19 protein-coding genes are annotated in these 19247 nt (G+C 68.3%); 7 read left to right on the forward strand and 12 right to left on the reverse strand.

Features of this window, described 5'->3' with window-relative positions:
* Nucleotides 1-5 precede the first annotated feature (5 nt).
* The 3 genes from NN4_RS03345 to NN4_RS03355 are packed head-to-tail and all read right to left on the reverse strand — an operon-like array spanning nucleotide 6 to nucleotide 2630.
* Nucleotides 6-713 (reverse strand): hypothetical protein, encoded by a 708-nt coding sequence (locus tag NN4_RS03345; RefSeq protein ID WP_147128447.1) that lies wholly within the window; start codon nucleotides 711-713, stop codon nucleotides 6-8.
* A 17-nt stretch (nucleotides 714-730) separates the two neighbouring features.
* Complete coding sequence (locus tag NN4_RS03350; RefSeq protein ID WP_246180682.1) at nucleotides 731-1405, reverse strand: isochorismatase family protein; 675 nt, start codon at nucleotides 1403-1405, stop codon at nucleotides 731-733.
* Between the two features lie 10 nt (nucleotides 1406-1415).
* The gene (locus NN4_RS03355; protein WP_147128449.1) at nucleotides 1416-2630 is read right to left on the reverse strand and encodes a CaiB/BaiF CoA transferase family protein; all 1215 of its coding nucleotides are present in this window, start codon (nucleotides 2628-2630) and stop codon (nucleotides 1416-1418) included.
* A 94-nt stretch (nucleotides 2631-2724) separates the two neighbouring features.
* Between NN4_RS03355 and NN4_RS03360 the strand changes: the two genes are divergently transcribed.
* On the forward strand, nucleotides 2725-3633 hold the full coding sequence (locus NN4_RS03360) for a hydroxymethylglutaryl-CoA lyase (protein ID WP_246180683.1): 909 nt from the start codon (nucleotides 2725-2727) through the stop codon (nucleotides 3631-3633).
* Here the strand turns inward: NN4_RS03360 and NN4_RS03365 are convergent.
* Genes NN4_RS03365 through NN4_RS03375 form a run of 3 tightly spaced genes read right to left on the reverse strand, consistent with a single transcriptional unit; the run spans nucleotide 3616 to nucleotide 7048 of the window.
* The gene (locus NN4_RS03365; protein WP_186818240.1) at nucleotides 3616-5022 is read right to left on the reverse strand and encodes an MmgE/PrpD family protein; all 1407 of its coding nucleotides are present in this window, start codon (nucleotides 5020-5022) and stop codon (nucleotides 3616-3618) included. The genes NN4_RS03360 and NN4_RS03365 overlap by 18 nt on opposite strands.
* Entirely contained in the window at nucleotides 5019-5864 is an 846-nt protein-coding gene (locus NN4_RS03370) for a cyclase family protein (protein WP_147128451.1), read from the reverse strand. The genes NN4_RS03365 and NN4_RS03370 overlap by 4 nt, the downstream gene beginning before the upstream one ends.
* The gene (locus tag NN4_RS03375; protein WP_147128452.1) at nucleotides 5861-7048 is read right to left on the reverse strand and encodes a CaiB/BaiF CoA transferase family protein; all 1188 of its coding nucleotides are present in this window, start codon (nucleotides 7046-7048) and stop codon (nucleotides 5861-5863) included. Before NN4_RS03375 ends, NN4_RS03370 begins: the two co-directional genes overlap by 4 nt.
* Before the next feature lie 139 nt (nucleotides 7049-7187).
* On the opposite strand from NN4_RS03375, the gene NN4_RS03380 reads away from it, so the two are divergent.
* The gene (locus tag NN4_RS03380) at nucleotides 7188-8651 is read left to right on the forward strand and encodes a dihydroorotase (protein WP_147128453.1); all 1464 of its coding nucleotides are present in this window, start codon (nucleotides 7188-7190) and stop codon (nucleotides 8649-8651) included.
* A 176-nt stretch (nucleotides 8652-8827) separates the two neighbouring features.
* Here the strand turns inward: NN4_RS03380 and NN4_RS03385 are convergent, their stop codons facing one another.
* Nucleotides 8828-9721 (reverse strand): DUF4437 domain-containing protein, encoded by an 894-nt coding sequence (locus tag NN4_RS03385; protein ID WP_147128454.1) that lies wholly within the window; start codon nucleotides 9719-9721, stop codon nucleotides 8828-8830.
* Nucleotides 9722-9802: 81 nt separating this feature from the next.
* Here NN4_RS03385 and NN4_RS03390 point away from each other — a divergent pair, with 81 nt between their 5' ends.
* Both NN4_RS03390 and NN4_RS03395 read left to right on the forward strand, forming a co-directional pair.
* Entirely contained in the window at nucleotides 9803-10372 is a 570-nt protein-coding gene (locus NN4_RS03390; protein WP_147128455.1) for a TetR-like C-terminal domain-containing protein, read from the forward strand.
* 31 nt (nucleotides 10373-10403) lie between these two features.
* A complete protein-coding gene (locus NN4_RS03395; RefSeq protein WP_147128456.1) occupies nucleotides 10404-11147 on the forward strand; it encodes a maleate cis-trans isomerase family protein in 744 nt (247 codons plus the stop codon).
* Here the strand turns inward: NN4_RS03395 and NN4_RS03400 are convergent.
* From NN4_RS03400 to NN4_RS03415, 4 genes are read right to left on the reverse strand one after another with little or no spacing between them, the layout of a single operon-like run.
* Complete coding sequence (locus NN4_RS03400) at nucleotides 11130-12002, reverse strand: glycosyltransferase family 2 protein (RefSeq protein WP_147128458.1); 873 nt, start codon at nucleotides 12000-12002, stop codon at nucleotides 11130-11132. The two genes, NN4_RS03395 and NN4_RS03400, sit on opposite strands and share 18 nt — an antisense overlap.
* Complete coding sequence (locus tag NN4_RS03405) at nucleotides 11999-13000, reverse strand: glycosyltransferase (RefSeq protein ID WP_147128459.1); 1002 nt, start codon at nucleotides 12998-13000, stop codon at nucleotides 11999-12001. Before NN4_RS03405 ends, NN4_RS03400 begins: the two co-directional genes overlap by 4 nt.
* The gene (locus tag NN4_RS03410; protein WP_147128461.1) at nucleotides 12997-14103 is read right to left on the reverse strand and encodes a glycosyltransferase; all 1107 of its coding nucleotides are present in this window, start codon (nucleotides 14101-14103) and stop codon (nucleotides 12997-12999) included. Before NN4_RS03410 ends, NN4_RS03405 begins: the two co-directional genes overlap by 4 nt.
* Nucleotides 14100-15200 (reverse strand): glycosyltransferase family protein, encoded by a 1101-nt coding sequence (locus NN4_RS03415; protein WP_147128463.1) that lies wholly within the window; start codon nucleotides 15198-15200, stop codon nucleotides 14100-14102. Before NN4_RS03415 ends, NN4_RS03410 begins: the two co-directional genes overlap by 4 nt.
* 272 nt (nucleotides 15201-15472) lie before the next feature.
* Here NN4_RS03415 and NN4_RS03420 point away from each other — a divergent pair, with 272 nt between their 5' ends.
* The 3 genes from NN4_RS03420 to NN4_RS03430 all read left to right on the forward strand — a co-directional run bounded on the left by NN4_RS03420 (nucleotide 15473) and on the right by NN4_RS03430 (nucleotide 18038).
* Nucleotides 15473-16285, forward strand: coding sequence for a GAF domain-containing protein (locus NN4_RS03420; protein ID WP_147128464.1), 813 nt, complete (start codon nucleotides 15473-15475; stop codon nucleotides 16283-16285).
* Nucleotides 16285-17067, forward strand: a complete 783-nt coding sequence (locus NN4_RS03425) for an ANTAR domain-containing protein (RefSeq protein ID WP_147128465.1) — start codon at nucleotides 16285-16287, stop codon at nucleotides 17065-17067. The genes NN4_RS03420 and NN4_RS03425 overlap by 1 nt, the downstream gene beginning before the upstream one ends.
* Before the next feature lie 188 nt (nucleotides 17068-17255).
* A complete protein-coding gene (locus NN4_RS03430) occupies nucleotides 17256-18038 on the forward strand; it encodes a GAF and ANTAR domain-containing protein (RefSeq protein ID WP_147128466.1) in 783 nt (260 codons plus the stop codon).
* A 224-nt stretch (nucleotides 18039-18262) separates the two neighbouring features.
* Here the strand turns inward: NN4_RS03430 and NN4_RS03435 are convergent, their stop codons facing one another.
* Nucleotides 18263-18988 carry a phosphoribosyltransferase gene (locus NN4_RS03435; RefSeq protein WP_147128467.1) on the reverse strand — a complete coding sequence of 242 codons (726 nt, stop codon included), beginning with the start codon at nucleotides 18986-18988 and terminating at the stop codon, nucleotides 18263-18265.
* Nucleotides 18989-19247 lie beyond the last annotated feature (259 nt).

Consider the following 19247-nt stretch of genomic DNA (forward strand, 5'->3'; position numbering starts at 1 on the left):
ACCGCTCAGAGGGCGGCACCGGGCTTGAACACGCCCAGTGCCGCCGCGGCGAGCACGCTGCCCCAGATCAGCCACACGTACGGCAGGCAACCGTCGACGCTGCGGCGCAAGGTGCGCTCGACGGATTCGCTCGAGCCAGTGGTCATCAGTGCGCCGAAGGCAGGCCCGAAGGGGCGCAACGTCATTCGGATGCCGAGCCCGGCCGCGATGGCGAGCGTGTAGAGCAGGATTTTGCCGCCGAGCCAGCGTGGATTGGTGGTGACGCCGAATGGCTCGTGCACCAGCAAGGCATAGACGCCTGCCCCGGTCATCGCCGCGATGACCGCGAAACGCAGGCAGAGATCGGCTCGGCGCACTGCGGCGAGTTGCCCGTGTGTGCGGTGCGCGAGCACGGTGAGCGTCAACCACACGGCGGCGAAGATCCACACCGCCACGACGAACCACCAAGGGAACAAATCGATTCCGAACGCGCTGGCACCGTGTGGCTCCAGCGCCATCAGTGTGACGCCACTGGGTAGGAACAGCACCAGACAGATCTTGGGCGCGAGATCCAGACCGCTCATGATGGACAGCGCGGTCGCGCGAGCGGGTGGGGTGAGTGCGGGGTTGATGACGAACCGGCTGGAGTAGAAGACGCCGAGATCGCCGCCCAACCAGCAGACGAACAGCACCAGGTGCAGCATGATCCACCAGCCGTGCGGGTGTGAGCCCATGGGAATCCTCTTGTCCGCTAGGCGAGTTCCGCGCCGGAGGCGGTCTCGGGAAGGTCGTGGTGGCTGCTTTTCGCTGAGCGCAATACGGCGAGCGCTGCTGTGCGGCTCAGCACGTCGGCGTACTTGATGTCCAGGTCGAGCAGATTGGCCTCGTGTAAGGCGGCGTTGCGATCTCCGCAGGCCTCGGCGACGACCAGTGGCCGGAAGCCGTGCTGGAGTGCGTCGGTCGCGGAGGCGCGCACGCAGCCGCTGGTGGTGAGGCCGACGATGACGAGGGTGTCGATACGGCGGGCGGTCAGCAGCGCGGCCAGTGGGGTGGCGTGGAAGGCGCTGGCGTACTGCTTGGTGATCACCGAGTCGCCGGGGACCGGTGCGGGATCGTCGAGAAAGTCGCCGAGTGGATTGCCCGCCTCGAATACCCGCAGCACCGGCACCTTTCGGCGGAACAGTCCGCCGTCCGGGCCGCCGGGCTCGAAACGCACCCGGGTGAAGATCACCGGCAGGCCGGATTGCCGTGCCTGAGCGACGATTTCGGCGGCAGCACGCACCGCGTCGGCGACCGGCGCGTAGAGCGGCGAGTCCTCGGTGACGTAGGCGGCGCAGATATCGATCACCAGCACGGCGGGGGAGTCGCCCGCACCTAGGCGCGCGCTGTAGCCGGAGCGGCGGTACTCGCCGGATCGCTCGGTCACCGGCGCGCTTTCAGATGATGCCATCGGCGGTGAGCTGTCCGATCGTGTCCGAGTCGAGGCCGAGCAGGTCGCCGTAGATGTCCTGGTTGTGTTCGCCGAGCGCAGGCCCGGGATGGCGTACGGCGCCGGGCGTCTCGCTCAACTTCGGGAAGACGTTCTGCATCGGCAGCTCGCCGAACTCCGGATGTGCCAGTCGCACAATGGCTTCGCGGGCGGCGAAGTGCGGGTCGGCGAACATGTCGCGCGCGGTGAAGATGCGGCCTGCGGGGACGCCGGCCGTATGCAGCCGGTCGAGCAGGTCGCCGGTTTCGATGGTCGCCGTCCAGCCGGCGATCAATTCGTCCAGTTCGGCCATCCGCGCGCCGCGGGCGGTATGGGTGGCATACCGTTCGTCGGTGGCGAGTTCGGGCCGGCCCATGGCCTTGGCGAGGCGGGCGAATACGGTGTCCTGGTTGGCGGCGACGAGGATCATTTCGCCGCCCGCGGTGGGATAGACGTTGCTGGGGGCGACATTCGGCAGCACCGGTCCGGTGCGTTCGCGCTGATAGCCGGTCACCGCCCACTCCGGCAGCAGCGACTCCATCATCGCCAGCACCGCCTCGTAGATGGCCGAATCGACCGTTTGGCCGCGCCCGGTGTTCGTGCGGTGGTGCACCGCGGCGAGGGTGCCGATGGTGGCGAATATCGCGGCGAGCGAGTCGCCGAGGGAGATACCGGTTCTGGCCGGGGCGTGCTCGGGATCGCCGGTGACATAACGAATGCCGCCCATGGCCTCGCCGATCGAGCCGTATCCGGCCCGCGGCGCGTACGGGCCGGTCTGGCCGTAACCCGTGACCCGGGTCATGATCAGCTCGGGATGGTGCTCGCGCAGTCGGTCGAAGCCGAGGTTCCAGCGTTCCATGGTGCCGGGCCGGAAGTTCTCGATGACGATGTCCGCACGGTCGATGAGCCGGCGCGCGAGCCGTTGCCCGGCCTCGTCACGAAGGTTGCAGGTCACCGACTTCTTGTTCCTGGCGACCACCGGCCACCACAGCGATTTGCCCTGCGACTGTTCCCGGCCCCATTGCCGCATCGGGTCGCCGGTGCCCGGCGCTTCCAGCTTGATCACCTCGGCGCCGAGATCGCCGAGCAGCTGACCACAGAACGGCCCGGCGAGCAGCTGCCCCATCTCGACCACCCGCAGATCGGCAAGCGGCCCTGTCGATTTCGTCGCCTCGACTGCCATGTGGCGGGTCTCCATCCTGTTGCACTCCGGAGGTTCGAATTGGATACAATGTATCCCTCAGTGGAACACGGCCGCAAGGCGAGTTGGAGGATCTGTGAACGTCACGCTGGTCGAGGTCGCCCCCAGGGACGGCCTGCAGAACGAGCCGGAAATCCTCGCCGTCGACGACAAGGTCGAGCTGATTCGGCGCAGCGTCGATGCGGGATTGCGGCGGATCGAGGCAGTGAGCTTCGTGAACCCGCGCCTGGTGCCGCAGATGGCGGACGCGGAGGCGGTCATGGCGGGGGTGCCGCGGCGCGACGGAGTGTCCTATGCCGGACTGGTATTCAACGATCGCGGCTTGGATCGCGCGCTCGGGGCGGGTGTCGATGAGATCAATGTTGTTGTCGTGGCTACGGATTCGTTCAGCCAGCGCAATCAAGGGTGTTCGACCATAGCAGGTGTCGAGCGGTGGGCGAAGCTGGCGGCCAGGGCGCGGGAGGCCGGGTTGCTGCGCACGGTGACCATCGCCGCTGCGTTCGGCTGCCCGTTCGAGGGGGAAGTGTCCGAATCGACGGTGCTGGAACTGATTCGCCGCGTCGCCGAGGCGGGACCGGACGAGATCGCGCTGGCCGACACCATCGGTGTCGGTACACCGGATCGAGTCCGCGCGCTGGTGGCCGGTGCGGCGGCGATCGCGCCGGAGGTCGATCTGCGTTGTCATTTCCACAACACCCGAAACACCGGATACGCCAATGCCGTCGCGGCGTTGGAGGCTGGTGTCCGAGTGCTGGATGCCAGCACCGGTGGCATCGGCGGATGCCCGTTCGCGCCGGCCGCGACCGGCAATATCGCCACCGAGGACCTGCTGTACAGCTTGGATCGGATGGGGATCGAGACCGGCGTGCGGATCGAGCCGGTCATCGAAACCGGTTCGTGGCTCGGCGAATTGCTCGGTGAGCCGGTGCCTGCCTTGCTCGGCCGGGCCGGCCTGTTCCCGGACCCGTCACGTCCGCAGCAGTGACATCAGCTCGTCGAGGTCTCGATGTTCGGCGAGGCCGAACACCACTTTGCTGATCCGGTCCGCGCGATCCGCAGACAGGGTGTGCTCGGTATTCAGGCGGAACTTGGTGGCGAGCTCGTCCTCGGACAGTGGATTGCCGGGCCCGCCCCGGTTCATCTCGACCCGCTCGGTGCGGACGCTGCCGTCGCGCAGCCACGCGGTGAGCACGGCCGGGAACTGGTGCGGGAAGATGGCGTCGGAGCGTGCGTCCGCGACACAGGTGACGCGGGCGGCGAGGGCCAGCCGCTGCGCGTCGGCGGCCGCGGTGTCGGTGAAGTCTTGGTGGAAAACGCCGAGACCACCACCGCCGAGCAGTGCGGCAGCGACAGTGTAGGGACCGGAGAAGGCGGCGTGGTAGCCGGACAGCGGGCGGATCTTCGCCGCGTGTGGCTCACCGATGGTGCGCAGCACCGCCGTTGGTGCGCCGAGCTCGAGGCGAACGATATCGGCGGCGGTGATGCCTGCGGCGCGCAGCCGCAGTGCTGCGTCGATCCCGGCGTGAGTGAAATGGTTGCAGGGATAGGGCTTGAAGAACACCTTCGGCAACTCCCAGTCTTCGCCCAGGCCGTTGAGAATCGCGTCCGGATTGCACTGATCGCCGCAGAACGCCTGGAGTAGACCGAATCTGCCCTCGAAGACGGTCGGCGGCCCGGTCAGTCCGGCGCGGGCGAGCCCGGCCGCGGTGACGGCGGCGTGTGCGGCCCAGCCGCAGTGCACCCGCTTCACGGTGCCACCGGTTCGGTTGGCTTCCAGCAGGCCCGAACCCATGCTCGCCGCGATAGCGATCGCGTGCGCGATGGTGTCGGCGTCGGCTCCGGCGAGCATGGCGGCGGCTGCTGCGCCACCGAGCGCGCCGCAGATGGCGGTCGCGTGCAGGCCACGCTCGAAGAAGACCGAATTGCCCAGCGCCGCATCGTAACCGGCCATGCCGACGCGGACCGACAGCTCGATCCCGACCGCGACGGCGTCGAGTAGTGCGGCGCCGCTGGCTTTTCGGGCTTCGGCGACGGCGAGGGCGGCCGGGACCACCGTCGCCGAGGGATGCAAGACCGACGGCAGGTGGGTGTCGTCGAAATCCAAGGCGTGCGCGAGGGTCCCGCCGAGTAGTGCCGCACTGGCGGCAGGCCACCGGCCCGGCAGCCCGAGAGCCGTAGCCTGCGGCGTGCCGCCCCATTCCTCGACGACGGTGCGCACCGCCTGGACGGCAGGCGCGTCGAGTGCGGCGAGGCTGTTGCCGAGTGCGTCGAGCACCCGCTGGGCGGCGTTCGCGCGCAGCGTGGGACCGACGCCGCGGTCGCGGGCGGACCCGGCGAAGGCGGCCAGCCGCTGCACGATGGTTGCCTCGTTCATCGGCCGACCGCCGCGAGCGGACGGATGGGGGAGCCGGTGCCGCCCACGATGCGTAAGGGTGCGAGCAGGAAAGTGAACTCGCCGAGCCCGGTCAGCGCGAGGTCTTCCAGTGCGAGGTGCTCCATGATGTAGATGCCGGATTCGACGAGCAGCACCCGGTGCACGGGTAGCACGCTGTGACCGGCGCCGGGCGGAATGCATTCGTACGCGGTGGTATCCGAGCCGGTCGCCACGATTCCGCGCGCGGCGAGCCACCGTGCCGCGGCGACACCGACCCCTGGGACGCCCGTTTCCTTGCCCAGATAGGCGTCGGGTTCGCCGAACAGGAGCGACCATCCGGTGCGGATCAGCACGACGTCACCCGCCACCACCTCGATCCGTGCTTGCCGGGCTGCCGTCTCCAGATCCGTCACCGTGATCTCGTAACCGCCAGGGAGCGTGTCGGTTTCGTGTGCGGCGGCGATGTCCAGCAGCACGCCGCGGCACAGCAATCCGGGGAGGTGCTCCGCGCCGTGGGCGGTGAAGCGGCCGCCGCGCTGGGCCTCGTGTGCGTCGACGCCGCCGTGCAGTGCGCCGTGCTGGCTGACGTGGCTGAGCGCGTCGATGTGGGTGCCGACATGCCCGCCGGTCACGATGATCTCGTTGGCGGCCGAGCCGCCGTCCGGGCGCACCAGGTCACCGTGCCTGCGCGCCAGCGTCATCCGGAAGCCGGGGTGGTTCGGTGAGCACGGCATGCCGGTGAAGAACGGCTGGCCCAGTTCGATCAGCCGGATGCCACCACGCACCGCTGCGAGCAGCGGATCAACGGTTGTCGGCCGGTCAGCGGCCCGTGGGTGCGTCATCGGATCACCCCGGCGGCGCGGAGCTCGGCCCGCTCGTTCGCGTCGACGCCGTAGCGCGCCAGCACCTCGTCGGTGTGTGCACCCAAAGGTGGTCCGGTCCACCGTATCTCGCCGGGTGTCTCGGAAAGCCGGAACAAAATGTTCTGCATACGCACGGTGCCGAGCTCCGCGTCCGGTAATGCGATGATCGAGCCGAGCGCCCGGTACTGCGGATCCTCGAGTACGTCGGCGGCAGTGTAGATCGGAGCCACCGCGGCCTCGGCCTTCTCGAAGGCGCGCACCACCTCCTCGGTGCTGTGCCTGCTGATCCAGCCACCCACCGCCGCATCGAGTTCGTCGGCGTGCCTTGCTCGTTCGGCGCCGGAGGCGAACCACGGCTGATCGATCAGATCTGGGCGGCCGACCAGCCAGAGCACTCGCTCGGCGACGGACTGTGCGCTGGTGGAGACCGCGACCCAGCCGCCGTCGGCGGTGCGATAGGTGTTGCGGGGTGCGTTGTTCGAGGATCGGTTGCCCATGCGCGGCTGTAACTCGCCCAGCTGATCGTAGGCGATGATCTGCGGTCCGAGCAGCGTGAGGATCGGTTCGATGATGGCCAGGTCGACCTCTTGGCCGGTGCCGTCTCGTTCCCGGGCGCGCAACGCCGTCATGATCGCGAAAGCCGTTGTCAGTGCGGCGATTCCGTCGGCGAGGCCGAACGGTGGCAGGGTTGGCGGGCCGTCCGCCTCGCCTGTTACGGCGGCGAATCCGCTCATCGCCTCGGCCAAGGTGCCGAAGCCGGGACGCCGCGCGTACGGCCCGATCTGGCCGAAGCCGGTGACCCTGGCCAGCACCAATCGCGGGTTCAGTGCGCGGAGTTCGGGATAGCCGAGGCCCCAGCGTTCCAGGGTGCCGGGGCGGAAGTTCTCGATCACCACGTCCGCCTCGGCGACCATCCGCCGGAAGATCTCTTGGCCCTGTGGCGCACCGAGATACAGCGTCACCGACTTCTTGCCGCGCCCCAGCATCTTCCACCACAGGCCGACGCCGTCGCGCTGGGCGCCGTGGCTGCGCACCGGATCGCCCTTCGGGTGCTCGACTTTGATGACGTCGGCGCCGAAGTCGGCGAGCAGCGTGCCTGCCAGGGGACCGGCGAACAGTGTCGCCACGTCGAGCACTCGGATTCCGGCCAGCGGTTGCGTCATCGCCAACTCCTTAGTGCCGCGACGCGTTTCGCTCAGCGAAACGCTGATACGGGATCGCGGCATTGACTACCAGCGCATGCTACTGCGATGATCGCCGAAATGGTAACCGCGTTTCGCGTAGAGAAACTGGAGGGCTGCCGTGCCCGCGACCGAACTGCTGATCCGCAACGCCCGTGTGGTCCGTCCGGGCGACCCCGCGTCGGACGATCCCGCCCTCGCCGACATCGCCGTTTCCAACGGCCGGATCGTTGCGATCGGGCCCGGCCTGCCGGTCGACGACCAGACGCGCATCGTCGACGCGGGTGGGCTGCTCGCATTCCCCGGCGTGGTCGACGCACATCAGCATTGGGGCATCTACCGCGAGCTCGCCGACGACACCGCGAGCGAAAGCCGCGCCTGCGCACAGGGCGGGGTCACCACCTCGCTGACCTACATGCGCACCGGCCGCTACTACCTCAACCGCGGTGGGCCGTATCGGGAGTTCGTGCCCGAGGTGCTCGAACGGATGGCCGGACGATCCCACGTGGACTACGGCCTGCACCTCGCGCCGATGACCGCCGAGCACATCGATGAAATCCCGTACCTGGTCGAAGAATTCGGCGTCACGTCGTTCAAGATCTTCATGTTCTACGGCGGCCACGGACTGCACGGCCGATCCTCGGATCAGTCCTCGTTCCTGATGATCCCGCCGGACGAACGCTACGACCTCGCCCATTTCGAGTTCGTGATGCGCGGCATCGAGCGGGCCCGTGCGCAATCGGGCCAGCCGCTCTCCCTGTCGCTGCACTGCGAAACCGCCGAGATCATGGCCGCCTACACCGCGCTGGTCGAGCGGGACCACACGCAAACCGGCCTGCGCGCCTACAGTGCTTCGCGCCCCGCGCATTCCGAAGGTCTGGCGATCACCATGGCGTCCTACCTCGCGCACGAAACGGGCTTGGCCGACATCAATCTGCTGCACCTGTCCTCCGCGAAGGCCGTCGCGGCCGCACTGACGATGGCGCAGGCCTTCCCGCATGTGAACTTCCGCCGCGAGGTCACCATCGGCCACCTGCTCGCCGACGTCGACACCGCACACGGCATCGGCGGCAAGGTGAACCCGCCGTTGCGCGAACGCGCCGACGTCGAAGCGCTGTGGCAGCACCTCGTGGCGGGCGAAATCGACTGGGTGGTAAGCGATCACGCTTGCTGCCGCGACGAAGCCAAATTCGGCGCCGACCGCGACGACGTCTTCCTCGCGAAATCCGGCTTCGGCGGCGCCGAGTACCTCCTCCCCGGTTTGATCGGCGAAGGCCGGAAACGCGGACTCTCCCTACACCGCATCGCCGAACTCACCGCCACCAACCCCGCCCGCCGCTACGGCCTGACCCGCAAGGGAACCCTCGCCGAAGGCTACGACGCCGACATCGTCCTGGTAGACCCCACCGCCCACTGGACCGTCCACGCCGCAGACTCCGAATCCGCCCAGGAATACACCCCCTTCGAAGGCTTCGACATGACCGCCAAGGTCACCGACGTCTTCCTCCGCGGCACCCAAATCGTCCACCACGGCAAGGTCCAAAACACCCCCCAAGGCCACTACCTCCACCGCACCACCCCCTAACTCCCGCACCCTCTCTCGGGATCCGCACCCACTAGGTCCGCCCCTAATGAGTGCGGATCCCGAGAGAGAGTGCGGCTGTTGCTCGGGCGCGTGCCGTTAATGCGCAACGGGACATGGGGGCGGGCTCGCGCTTTGCCGCGCCCCGGTCCTTGTTGATCTTGAAAGCTGCCGGAGGGCTACTGGTAGGTGGGGGTGGCCCATTGGCCGATGGAGCGGGAGCGGACGGGTTCGACGGGGCGCGGGGTGAGGCTGTGCGGGACGTCCGGACCCCAGTTGGTGGGGTCGCCGGCGATCTCGATTTTGGCGTTGTCGGTGTACCAGTCGACCAGGTCCGCGTCGGAGCGGACGATCCAGGTGCAGCCTTGCTCCGCGTCGGCGGTGAAGTCGCCGTGGCGGATGAGGGCGGGGCGCCAGAAGTAGGTGCCGGGCCACATCTTTCCGAAGTTGTAGTCGAAACCGCCTGCTAGGCAGTAGGCCTCTTCGCTGCACGGGTGGTGGGCCAGGGGTGCCTCGCGCCAGCCGGGCTTGGCCTTGATGAGGCGGGTGTAGAAGCCGGTTTCCGCGTCGCGGTGCAGGAGCTTGATGTAGAGCCCGGGGACGGGTGTGCCGCCCAGGTCGAAGCGCATCGGGCTGCCGTCTTTTACATCGATCCACGGCATCGCCGCGGTATCGAGCACCACCAACTTCTGGTCTGCGCGGACGAAGTCGCGATCGGTGTCGGCCGGTTCGAAGCTCCAGTCGCCGCCTTCGCGGAACAGTAGGATCTCGGTGCCTGCGGCGACGGAGAGTTGCGGCGTAAGAACACCTTTGGGTGCCGACCAGAAACCTTCGGCCCCGAGCTTGGTCTCGCCGACGGTCACCTGACCGGACAGGACGAACCATTCGGTATCGGCGCTGTGCACCCCGGCGGGGCGGGACCAGTCGCTGAGGAAACGGACTTTCAGCGAGGCCGAACCGTCCTCCTCGTCGTAGCTGAGGTTGCGCTGTTCGGCGCTGCCGGTGGCGTGCTGGAACTCGGCGATGTGCGGGATCAGATCGCGGTCGTCGATGAGTTCGACATGTGGACGCATGGGTCCTCCTGGAGCGAGCAGTAATTCCGCTACAGAATGTACTGCTTATCAATAAGCAAAACAAGATGTATCGTTTATTGCGTGAGCAAGCCAGGACGCCCTGCGGGCCCCGCCGCCGACACCGAAGAGATCGTGCTGACCGCCGCCTTGGACCTGCTGCTGACCGAGGGCGGTACCGCGTTGACGCCGCAGCGGCTGCACACCGTCACCGGCGTGGCCCGCACCACGATCTACCGGCACTGGCCGACCCCGAGGGACTTCCTCGCCGCCCTCATCTCGGTCGCCCCGCATCCGGCGGCGCGGCCGACCGGCGACCCGGTGGCCGACCTGCATGCGGAAGTAGACCTGCTCTGTGATCGCCTGCGCGACAAGCCCGTCGCGGCCTTCCTGCGCGCGCTGGTCACCGCCTCGTCCACCGATCCGGAGTGTGTCCCATTGCGCCAGCGGTATGTGCTGGACCTGTTCGCCCCCGTGCATCGCTCGATCCGCGCGCTCGGCGTCGACGCCGAAGCCGACATCGAGGAGGCGGCCACGGCCATCGTCTCGCCGCTGCTCGTGGACGCGCTGCTGCTGGACCGGACCGCCGATCGGCAGCGAGCCCACCGCGCCGTCGACGATGTGCTGACCCGGATCGCCGACCCGATTCGCTGACAAAACCGCTGCCCGCCAAGGAAGTACGCAGATGACCAATGCCGTCGGCCCGCGCGCCGTCTTCGGGGTGATCGTGCCGAGCACGAACACCGTTGTCGAACACGACTATTGGCGCGCGGCGCTATCCGGGATCGCCTACCGCGCCGGATCGATGTACATCCCGAACCCGGTGATGGGCAACGACGAGGACTTCCAAGCGCTGCTCGGACAGATCCGCGCCTCCATCGACACCGCGGTGCGGGATGTGCTCACCGCCGAACCCGATCGAATGGTCATGGGCATGTCCGCCGAGACGTTCTGGGGTGGCGTCGCGGGCAACGCGGCCTTCGAGCAGCGCCTGCGCGACCGCACCGGACTGCCCGTGACCACCGGTGCGAGCTCCTGCCGAGCCGCGCTGCACGCACTGGGCTGCCATCGGATCGCGGTCTTCTCGCCGTACCAGCCGATCGCCGACATCGAGGTCGGCCGGTTCTTCACCGAGGCCGGTTTCGACGTCGCCGCGATCACCGGCCTGCGTTGTCCCACCGCACCGGACATCGCCCGCGTCGACGCCGACCGAATACGCGAGACTGTCGCGTCGATCGACGGGCCCGACGTCGAGGCCATCGTTCAGGTCGGCACCAACCTGTCCTTCGTCGCCCAGGCCGAGCAGCTCGAACACGACCTCGGCAAGCCGGTCATCGCCATCAACGCCGCCACCCTGTGGCACGCGCTGCGTGAGCACGGCTTCGACGACCGTGTGGAGGGTGCCGGACAGCTACTGCGCGAGCACTGAGCGCCTCCGGCTGGACGTCGGCGCAGGACTAGCCCGCGGATGAGGCAATGCCTTCCATGTCTGGGTCGCCGGGTCATAGGCGATGTGTCCCGAGGCGGCGAAGCTTTCGAGCCATCCGAGCATCGGCCACCGCCCCCAGCGACGGTGAAAGATCGTGGCATTACTGAGAATATCGTCGAGGTGTTCGATCGGCGGATCCGACACGGGATGGTGCTGGTGGTAGGCGTCGGCACCGCCGGCCCACCGCAGTCGGGCACCGACGGCGGCAGCCTTGTACGCGAAGTCGGTGTCTTCGCCCCCATAACCCCGGTAACGCGTGCAGAAGCCGCCGATGCGACGCCAGGTATCGGCGGTGAGCGCGAACGACAGGGACCAGAACAGGTCGAAGTCGGTGCTGTCGAAGTGGGTGCCCGCGGGTGGGTCCGGGCGTGCTGGGTGCGGATCGCGGTGCCGATGCAGGGTGGGCAGGTCATATCCGCCTGACGGCGCGGGCGGCAGATACGTCACCGGCCCGCACAGCAGCAAGGGCTCGGCGGTGGCCAGGTTCTGGTACCGACCGATCAGCCCCGGATCGGGAATGCAGTCCACGTCGAGAAACACGAGCAGTTCTGCACCACCGGCGATCGCGGTCCGGGCACCGAGATTGCGGGCGGCGGCCAACGGCAACTGCGCGTCGCGCACGTCCATCCAGATCCCGTGTGCGCGTTGCTGTTCGGCGAGCGCCATGATCTCCGGGTCGCCCATGGCCACCACGACGTGCTCGTCCGGCACTCGCGCACTCATAGCCAGACCGCGAATCTGATTGCGCAGGTGCGCTGTTCGACGGGCCGCCAGGGTGATGACGGCGGTCCTCATGCGGCAGACCTGCTGCCCATGGCGATCCGGCCGATCGCGGCGGCGGCGCGGCCCGCGGCACCGCGGGTGTCCCACCGCCGCCACTGGCCGGTGTCCAGCCGCCGGGCCGCTTCGATCAACTCTGGCCACTCCTCGACCGCCGGGCAGGCGTCGACGCTGACCGCCATCCCCGCCTCGGCGAGAGCGGTTGCGGTGTCGTGTTGTTCGCCGAACGGGCGATCCGCCGGAATCAGAATCGCGGATTTGCCGGCGGCGGCGATATCGGCGACGGTGCCCTGTCCGGCATGCGACATGACGACATCCGCGCCACACAACGGCGGCCAGAGGTCATCGACCCATTCGCCGATACCGGCTGTCCGCCAACGGTATTGCGGATGACGGTCGGCGCATTCGCGGATCATCGCCGGGGTGAACGAGCTACCGCCCGCGCCGGAGACAACCAGCACGGTCGGCCGACCCACCCCGCCGTGCCGGGGCAGCGGAGACCGTCCCGCGAATCTGCTGATGCCGCCGATGTAGTGGGTCTTGTGGGCATAGGGCCGGAGCCAGGGCGGCTCGTACACCGCACGCGGCCACGCCGCGATGAGACCATCGGCGATCCGGTGCACCAGTTCATGTGGGGCATCGGTGCGAGTACCCGGCAGCACCATGGTGAGCACGGGGACGCCGTGCAGCCTGGCCAGCAACGCGACTTCCACCGACACGTCGACCACGAGCGCGTCGGGCTTCTCGGTGGCTATCCACTGCGCGATCTCGGCCATCCGATCGCGCAGTCCCGCATCGGCTTTGGGCACCCAGTGCAGCGCGCCGAAGGCGGTGGCGTCGGTGACGGTGGGTGCCGTGTTGTCCGCGGGCAGCGTGACGATGCGGTCGAAGGCGGGGTCGTCCTCGATCGACAAGGAGGTCAAAGCGGTGACGGGAGTGTCGAGTTCGGCGCAGATGCTCCGCGCGCGGATGAGGTGCCCGGCACCGTGATGGTGAATGTAGTAGCCGATCACGCCGCGCCCCGGTGTGCTTCGCTGGACGAGGTGGCGATGAGCTGGTGGTAGCGCTCCAGGTACGCCTCGACCATCGCGTCCAAACCACAGGACGTCGCGGCCCGGCTCCTGGCGTGCGCGCGGGAAAGCGTGGCGGCTTGGGCCGCGCCCTCGGCCAAGGCATCGATGTCACCGGGGGTGACGAGCCTGCCGCAGTCCGAATCCACGATCTCCGGGATGCCGCCGCGCGCGAACGCCGCGACCGGGGTGCCGCAGGCCAGCGCCTCGGCGACGACCAGCCCGTACGGCTCGTCCCACAGCGGGGTGACCAGCGCCGCCGCACAGGAACCGACGAGCCGAGCGAGCGCCGCCTGATCCAGATGGCCGTGGTAGACCGTCTCCCGGCCGAGCAGCGGTTCGATGCTCTCCCGAAAGTACTGCGCGTCACTGACCGGTCCCGCGAGGTGCAGCCGCCGTCCGGTGCTACGCGCGGCCGCGATCGCCAGATGCGCACCCTTCTCCGGAGTGAGCCGCCCGAACCACACCAGGTCTGCGCCGCCCGGCCCCGCCGGCCACGCGGACAGGTTGATGCCGTTGGGCACCACATCGACTCCGCGCACCACGTGGTCCCAGGACTGGGCGGTATACCTGCTGACCGCGACGAAAGCGGATCCGATGCCTTTGCTGACATCGAGGGCCGATTCCAGCCAGGGGGTCGGGGGAGTGTGCAGGGTGGTGAGCATCGGCACGCCGAGGACCGGAGCCATCGCGACCGGCAGATAGTGCAGGCTGTGGTTGTGCACGACGTCGAACGAGGTCGGCGCGGTCGCACTGAGATCGGTCATCACGGTCAAATAGGCGTGGTGGTCGGCGAGAAACTGCCGCGGTGGCATCGACGAATCGGTGCTCGCCGTTGCGCTCGGGCTGAAGGCGCGCACCCGCAATATCGCGTCCGCCGCGTCTTGGTCGCTGCCGTCGGCCGCGAACAGCGTCACCCGATGACCGCGGGATTGCAGCGCGCGCGCCAGATGCCACACGTGGGCCTCGAGTCCGCCGGCGAACGGTTGCCGGATCGGATGCCGATTCGAGGCCAGCAAGGCGATGGACAGCCGTTCGGTGCTCATCGCGCCAGTACCTGTTCGTAGATACGGCGGTGTGCCGCAGCGAGTTCGGCGCGCTCGGCCCGCCTCGACGGCCAATCGGCCCGTGGCGCCCGGTTCTCGTACACCGCGCGGACCGCGCGATCCAGCGACTCCGCATCGAAGTGCGTCTCGTCGAAACCGAAAACCGCACAGGGTCGCTGCTGGTGGTAGAAGCCACAACTCGGCGCGATGACCGCGGTGCCGAGGTCGTAACAGGCTTCCAGCCACCCAGAGTGGGTGCCGAACCGATACGGCAGCAACGACGCCGACAGCGACGAAAGATACTGCCACAGCTGAGAATCGGTGAAGTACTCGTGCACTCTGACGTCGACACCCGGTCGGCGGCCGAAGTCGATCAGCGCCGCGCCGGTGTCCGGGTCGTACCAGTGATTGCCCGGCTCGAACAACTCGTCGTGCACATCGATGCGCAGCACCGCGCCGGGCAGACTACGAATCGTGTCGGCCAGGACCTCCAGCACCGGCAGCGGATCCATGTTGGCGCGCAAGCTTTTCGTGTGCACACCCAGCACGAACTGTTCGACGGAGCGGGGTGCCTCGATCAGCTTGCGCTGCACGACATGCGGATGACTCAGGACTTGCGGCCTTCGGCCCCACTGCTTTTCGATCTCCGCCGCCGCGCCCGGTGTCAGCGTGATCAGTGCGTCGGCGGCGGGGATCAGCACATCCAGTTGTGCTCGATGCCCCTGCGGATCGGGTTGGTGCGGATTGCGCAGGTCGTGCGCGGTGTAGACCAGTGGCTTGCCGTGCTCGCGGAGCTCGCCCACGATGTCGGTCAGCACCTCGGGCTCGACCGCGTCGAAGCCGAAATGGATATGGAAGACATCGAATTGGTGGTGGTGACGGCGAATCCACAGCGGGTCGAGCATGACCGGCGGCCACCAGCCGCCCGGCACGGTTCGCCCGTCAGCGGGCCGGGGGTCCGGCAACCGCACCACCCGGTCGGACCGGCCGACGGGGGACAGGTGCCGGACGTACACGTGCGAAGCGGGCACCGAGGCGATACGCAGGGTGCGGCTCGGTGCGGCGAGTGGTGCACGGCCGGTGACGGTCCGAGTCATCTCGGCTGCCGCCCGGGCAGTGCGGGTCCGTTTCCCGCGCGGCGTACCGGTCGACTACCTCGCGCGATCTGCATCTCGTACCCAACCTTTCCGGATGATCATGGACCAAGCTCTCCGGTCCTACCCTGGCCGTTGCGCTGTAAACCCGGCCTGCTCGGCCGCCGCGTATCCTGCGAGGTCGACCCGTGCGGTCGCCGCGTTGTCGTGGAAGTCGGTGCCGTCGCCTCGACGGGAACCAAGACTAGAGTTGAGGTAGCAGAGGGGAGTGCACCGTGGAGCACGCATCCGACAACGACCCGCCGCGCCGTGGCGCCGGGCGGGAGCGCGCCGAACCTGCAGGCCGGGCTCGGTTCACCGTCGATAGCGGCTCCCTCTTCACCGGCATCGGTACCTTGTGCGCGACCGCGGTGCGGCTGACGGGGGCGGACGGGGCTGCGGTGGCCGTGCTGAGCTCCACCTCGCAGGCCAGGGAGCTGGTCTACGCCACCGACGCCACCGCTCAGCAGATAGACGAATTGCAGTTCGTCATCGGCGAGGGGCCGTGCCTGGACTCCTATCGGCATGCCGGCGTCGAACTCTGGCCCGATCTGGGTAACGAGGTCGCGGCCGAGCGCTGGCCCGCGTTCGTGCCGGACGCGCTGGCCATCGGGGTGCGCGCCGCCTTCGCATTCCCGCTACTCGGTCGGCGGCTGCCAATCGGCGTGCTCGAGCTGTATCGCAGCACGGTCGGCGAGCTGGATTCCGCAGCGCAGGAGTCGGCGGCGGCCTGCGCGTCCGCCGTCGCAGGGACGCTGTCCGCGAATTGGGCTGTGCGCGTACAAAAGGCGGGTGGCGTCGAGCAGGCCATCGAGCTCAGCGAGCTCGAAGAGCGCGCAGCGGCCGAGAGCGAGTTCTCGCGCACCGAGGTCTACATCGCCGCGGGCATGGTGGCGGTGCAGCTGGCGGTGCCCTCCGGCGAGGGACTGGATCGGTTGCGCGCCTACGCGTATGCGCAGCGGCGTTCCATCGCGGCCGTGGCGGCCGATATCGTCGCTCGTCGACTGTCCTTGCGGGGCGACCGCGACCGAATCGAAGGTGAGGAGTGATGGACACTGCGCGGACGCGGCTGGCGGTAGCGGAGCTGACCGCGACGCTGGCCACCGATTTCGATGTGCCCACCGTGCTGTACACGATTGTCAGGCACGCCTACGAATGCTTCGAGGCGTTCTCCGCGGTGGTGGTCCTGCTCGATGAGCGTAATGGCATGGACGAGAACACGATTCACATCGTCGCGGAAGCGCTGCGGGAGGGTCGCTCGGCGGATCCGCGGCTGCATGCGATCGGCCCCGGCTACACCAGCGCGCGCGATGGAGCGGTGACGATGATCTCGGATCTGCGTGCACCCGATGACACCCGTTGGCCGCGCTACCGCGAGCACGCGGTCGCCGCCGGTATGCGGGCGGTCCGCGCGTACCCGGTGCGGTGTTTGACCGCCTCGCTCGGCTCGTTGATCGTGCACACCGACGACCCGTGGGGAACCGGGCGACCCAACGAGTTCGGCCAGGTCCTGGCCGACCTGACCGGTATCGCCCTTTCACTCGGCAGTGTCGACGGCCGCCGGGTCAGCACCAGGGAAACCGCAGAAGCCGTGCTGGACGGCACCAGGGTGATCGCCGTCGCGATCGGCATCTTGGTCGAGCAGCTCGATCTCGATGTCGAACAGGCCCGTGCCGCCTTGGTCCGGCTGGCCCGTGCGCACGGCGTGACGCCCACCGAACAGGCGCGCGCCGTCATCGCCGGACAGGACAGCTATCCCGCGGATCCGGCCGAGTCGGGTGCGCTACACCCGCCCGCGGACCTGGCGCCGCCGAGGCGTATTGACGGCTGAGACCCGGCCTTGTCCGGCGAAAGAGGTTCCCCGCCTTGATCTCTTGCGCTCTCTTGATCACAGTGCTACAAAAAATCTATGCCTAGGAATGCAGGTTATCTAGGTGGTGTGTAGAGCAAAAGTTACATCTACCCCGTTGGGGCAAGACGAAAGGGTGTGCGGCATAAGCTCGTAAGGGATGTTTACTGATGGCCGACCATGATCTGATATCCGACGACCTCGCGACGGGCCTGACGGAGTTGACCCGGACGCTGGTCGCGGCGCGCGATATCGAGCAGGCGTGGGTGGAAGTCGCCGCCATCGCCGCACGAATGGTGCCCGAGCAGCCGATGACCGGTGTGACGCTGCGTATGGGTGGCCACGCCCGACTGGTAGCCGCCACCGATGAGCCCGTGGCGCGGATCGAGGAAGTTCAGCACCGTAGCGGGCGTGGGCCGGGGCTGGAGGCGCTCGATACCGCTGCGGCGGTGTCGGTTCCCGATGTCGGCGCCGAGCGGCGCTGGGCAGAGTGTCGCTCGGAAATGCTGGCCGTCGGTATCAGGTCCGTGCACTGCGAGCCGCTGATCGCGGACGGTCCGCCGACCGTCGCGCTGAACTTCTATTCGAAGATCCCGCACGCGTTCGACCGCCGGGCCCGCCGGCTGATCACGATCATCGCCGCGGTCGTCGCCGCGGCTACCGTGGCCGCGCGGCGGGCGGAATTGAGTGAGCAACTGCGTGCGGCGCTGGCGTCGCGGTCGGTGATCGATCAGGCGTTGGGCATCGTCATGGGGCGCGAGCGCTGCACCCGCTCGGACGCCGTGGCGATCCTCCGCGATGTCTCGCAACGTCGCAATACGAAGCTGGCGGTCGTCGCCGCCGACGTCATTCGCGGCTGTACCGGTGCCGATCCCGAGGATCTGCATTTCAACGAACCCGGCCGTCCGCCCGTGCCGCCGGGTAAACGGACGGCCGCACAGCATCCCCGGTGAGAACTGTTGCCACGCCCCGACGCTACCGCGGTAGTGCCGGGGCGCCGGCCCCTCCGTCGACGTCGTGTCCCGCTTGCTGTGCGCGAAACCGGCGGTGCCCCTGCAGCTTTCATGAGCTACTCAAGGCGCGTCGTGCTGGGTTTCCTCGTTGTCGGCCGCCCCGTCGGGTCCCGGCCGCAGCAGTGCCTGCATGTCTTCACCTCCTACCCTCGTCGGAGTGTGGATCAGGTAGTCGCTTCGCTGCCTTCCGGCGATAGCCCGGTGGACACCGCTTCGCTGTGCGCACTTCCGTTTTCCGCGCGAACGGGCAGGAAACCACCGTGCCGCTGATTCAGCAGGGCCACCACCTCCGCGTCGGCGACGTCGGGTAACTCGCGGTACCACGGCCGGATCGACCCGGACAGTGGCGGTGTTTCCAGGCAGACGACGCCGTCGGCGACACCCCGCAGCGCACGCACCGCGCGCGGGGCACCGAGCGGTGCGGCCACCACTACCCGCCGCGCACCGCGGGCCCGCGCGATCGCGACCCCTACCCGGGCGGGGGCCGTACACTTCACGCCGTCGGTGACAACGATCACGGTGGCACCGTCGAGAGCCAGGGCGCCACCTTCGCCGCGGCAGCGAGTGACGGTGCGCCGTAACTGTTCTCGCGCCTCGCGTTGCACCGCGAGCTGCTCGGGATGGGAAACGAGCGCGCGGGCGACGACGTCCTCGTCCAGCACGCACATGTCGTGTTCGCCGAGCGCACCGAACAACAGCCACGGCTGGTACGGGACCGCCAGTTCACACACGACCGCGATGTCCAGCCGCGCCCGCAGCACGTCGGCTACCTCGTGGGCGACCACGACACCGCCGCCACCGAGGCCGAGCAGTACCAGGTCCTGACCGCGTAAATGCCGCAGCTGCTGCGCGAGTTGGCGGCCTGCCGCACGACGATCGAGAAAAGACATAGCGCTCCCAAGTCCGGTGTTGCCAGGGGGTAAGCCACTCTTCGGGACTTGGAGACAGCACCGAATCTACGCCGCGCGACCAGATGGACAAACATGTTTCACAACATTTGCCAGGGTCACCGCAAAGCTGGGCCTGATATCCCGATATCGGGGCGCGCCTGGTGCATTCGGGCAGGTGAACAGTGACCCGTCGCCCGACTGTCCGGTATGCCGTGCCGGTCCGGTCCGGGCGGCTGATCGGTTGCCGGCAGGCGCGTCG

Source organism: Nocardia ninae NBRC 108245 (genome assembly GCF_007990755.1).
In the GTDB taxonomy this organism is placed as follows: Bacteria; Actinomycetota; Actinomycetes; order Mycobacteriales; family Mycobacteriaceae; genus Nocardia; species Nocardia ninae.

Coding starts and splice junctions, on each gene's coding strand:
- NN4_RS03345 (WP_147128447.1), bottom strand. CDS start 713: ATGGGCTCACACCCGCACGGCTGGTGGATCATGCTGCACCTGGTGCTG.
- NN4_RS03355 (WP_147128449.1), bottom strand. CDS start 2,630: ATGGCAGTCGAGGCGACGAAATCGACAGGGCCGCTTGCCGATCTGCGG.
- NN4_RS03365 (WP_186818240.1), bottom strand. CDS start 5,022: ATGAACGAGGCAACCATCGTGCAGCGGCTGGCCGCCTTCGCCGGGTCC.
- NN4_RS03370 (WP_147128451.1), bottom strand. CDS start 5,864: ATGACGCACCCACGGGCCGCTGACCGGCCGACAACCGTTGATCCGCTG.
- NN4_RS03375 (WP_147128452.1), bottom strand. CDS start 7,048: ATGACGCAACCGCTGGCCGGAATCCGAGTGCTCGACGTGGCGACACTG.
- NN4_RS03385 (WP_147128454.1), bottom strand. CDS start 9,721: ATGCGTCCACATGTCGAACTCATCGACGACCGCGATCTGATCCCGCAC.
- NN4_RS03395 (WP_147128456.1), top strand. CDS start 10,404: ATGACCAATGCCGTCGGCCCGCGCGCCGTCTTCGGGGTGATCGTGCCG.
- NN4_RS03400 (WP_147128458.1), bottom strand. CDS start 12,002: ATGAGGACCGCCGTCATCACCCTGGCGGCCCGTCGAACAGCGCACCTG.
- NN4_RS03410 (WP_147128461.1), bottom strand. CDS start 14,103: ATGAGCACCGAACGGCTGTCCATCGCCTTGCTGGCCTCGAATCGGCAT.
- NN4_RS03415 (WP_147128463.1), bottom strand. CDS start 15,200: ATGACTCGGACCGTCACCGGCCGTGCACCACTCGCCGCACCGAGCCGC.
- NN4_RS03425 (WP_147128465.1), top strand. CDS start 16,285: ATGGACACTGCGCGGACGCGGCTGGCGGTAGCGGAGCTGACCGCGACG.
- NN4_RS03430 (WP_147128466.1), top strand. CDS start 17,256: ATGGCCGACCATGATCTGATATCCGACGACCTCGCGACGGGCCTGACG.
- NN4_RS03435 (WP_147128467.1), bottom strand. CDS start 18,988: ATGTCTTTTCTCGATCGTCGTGCGGCAGGCCGCCAACTCGCGCAGCAG.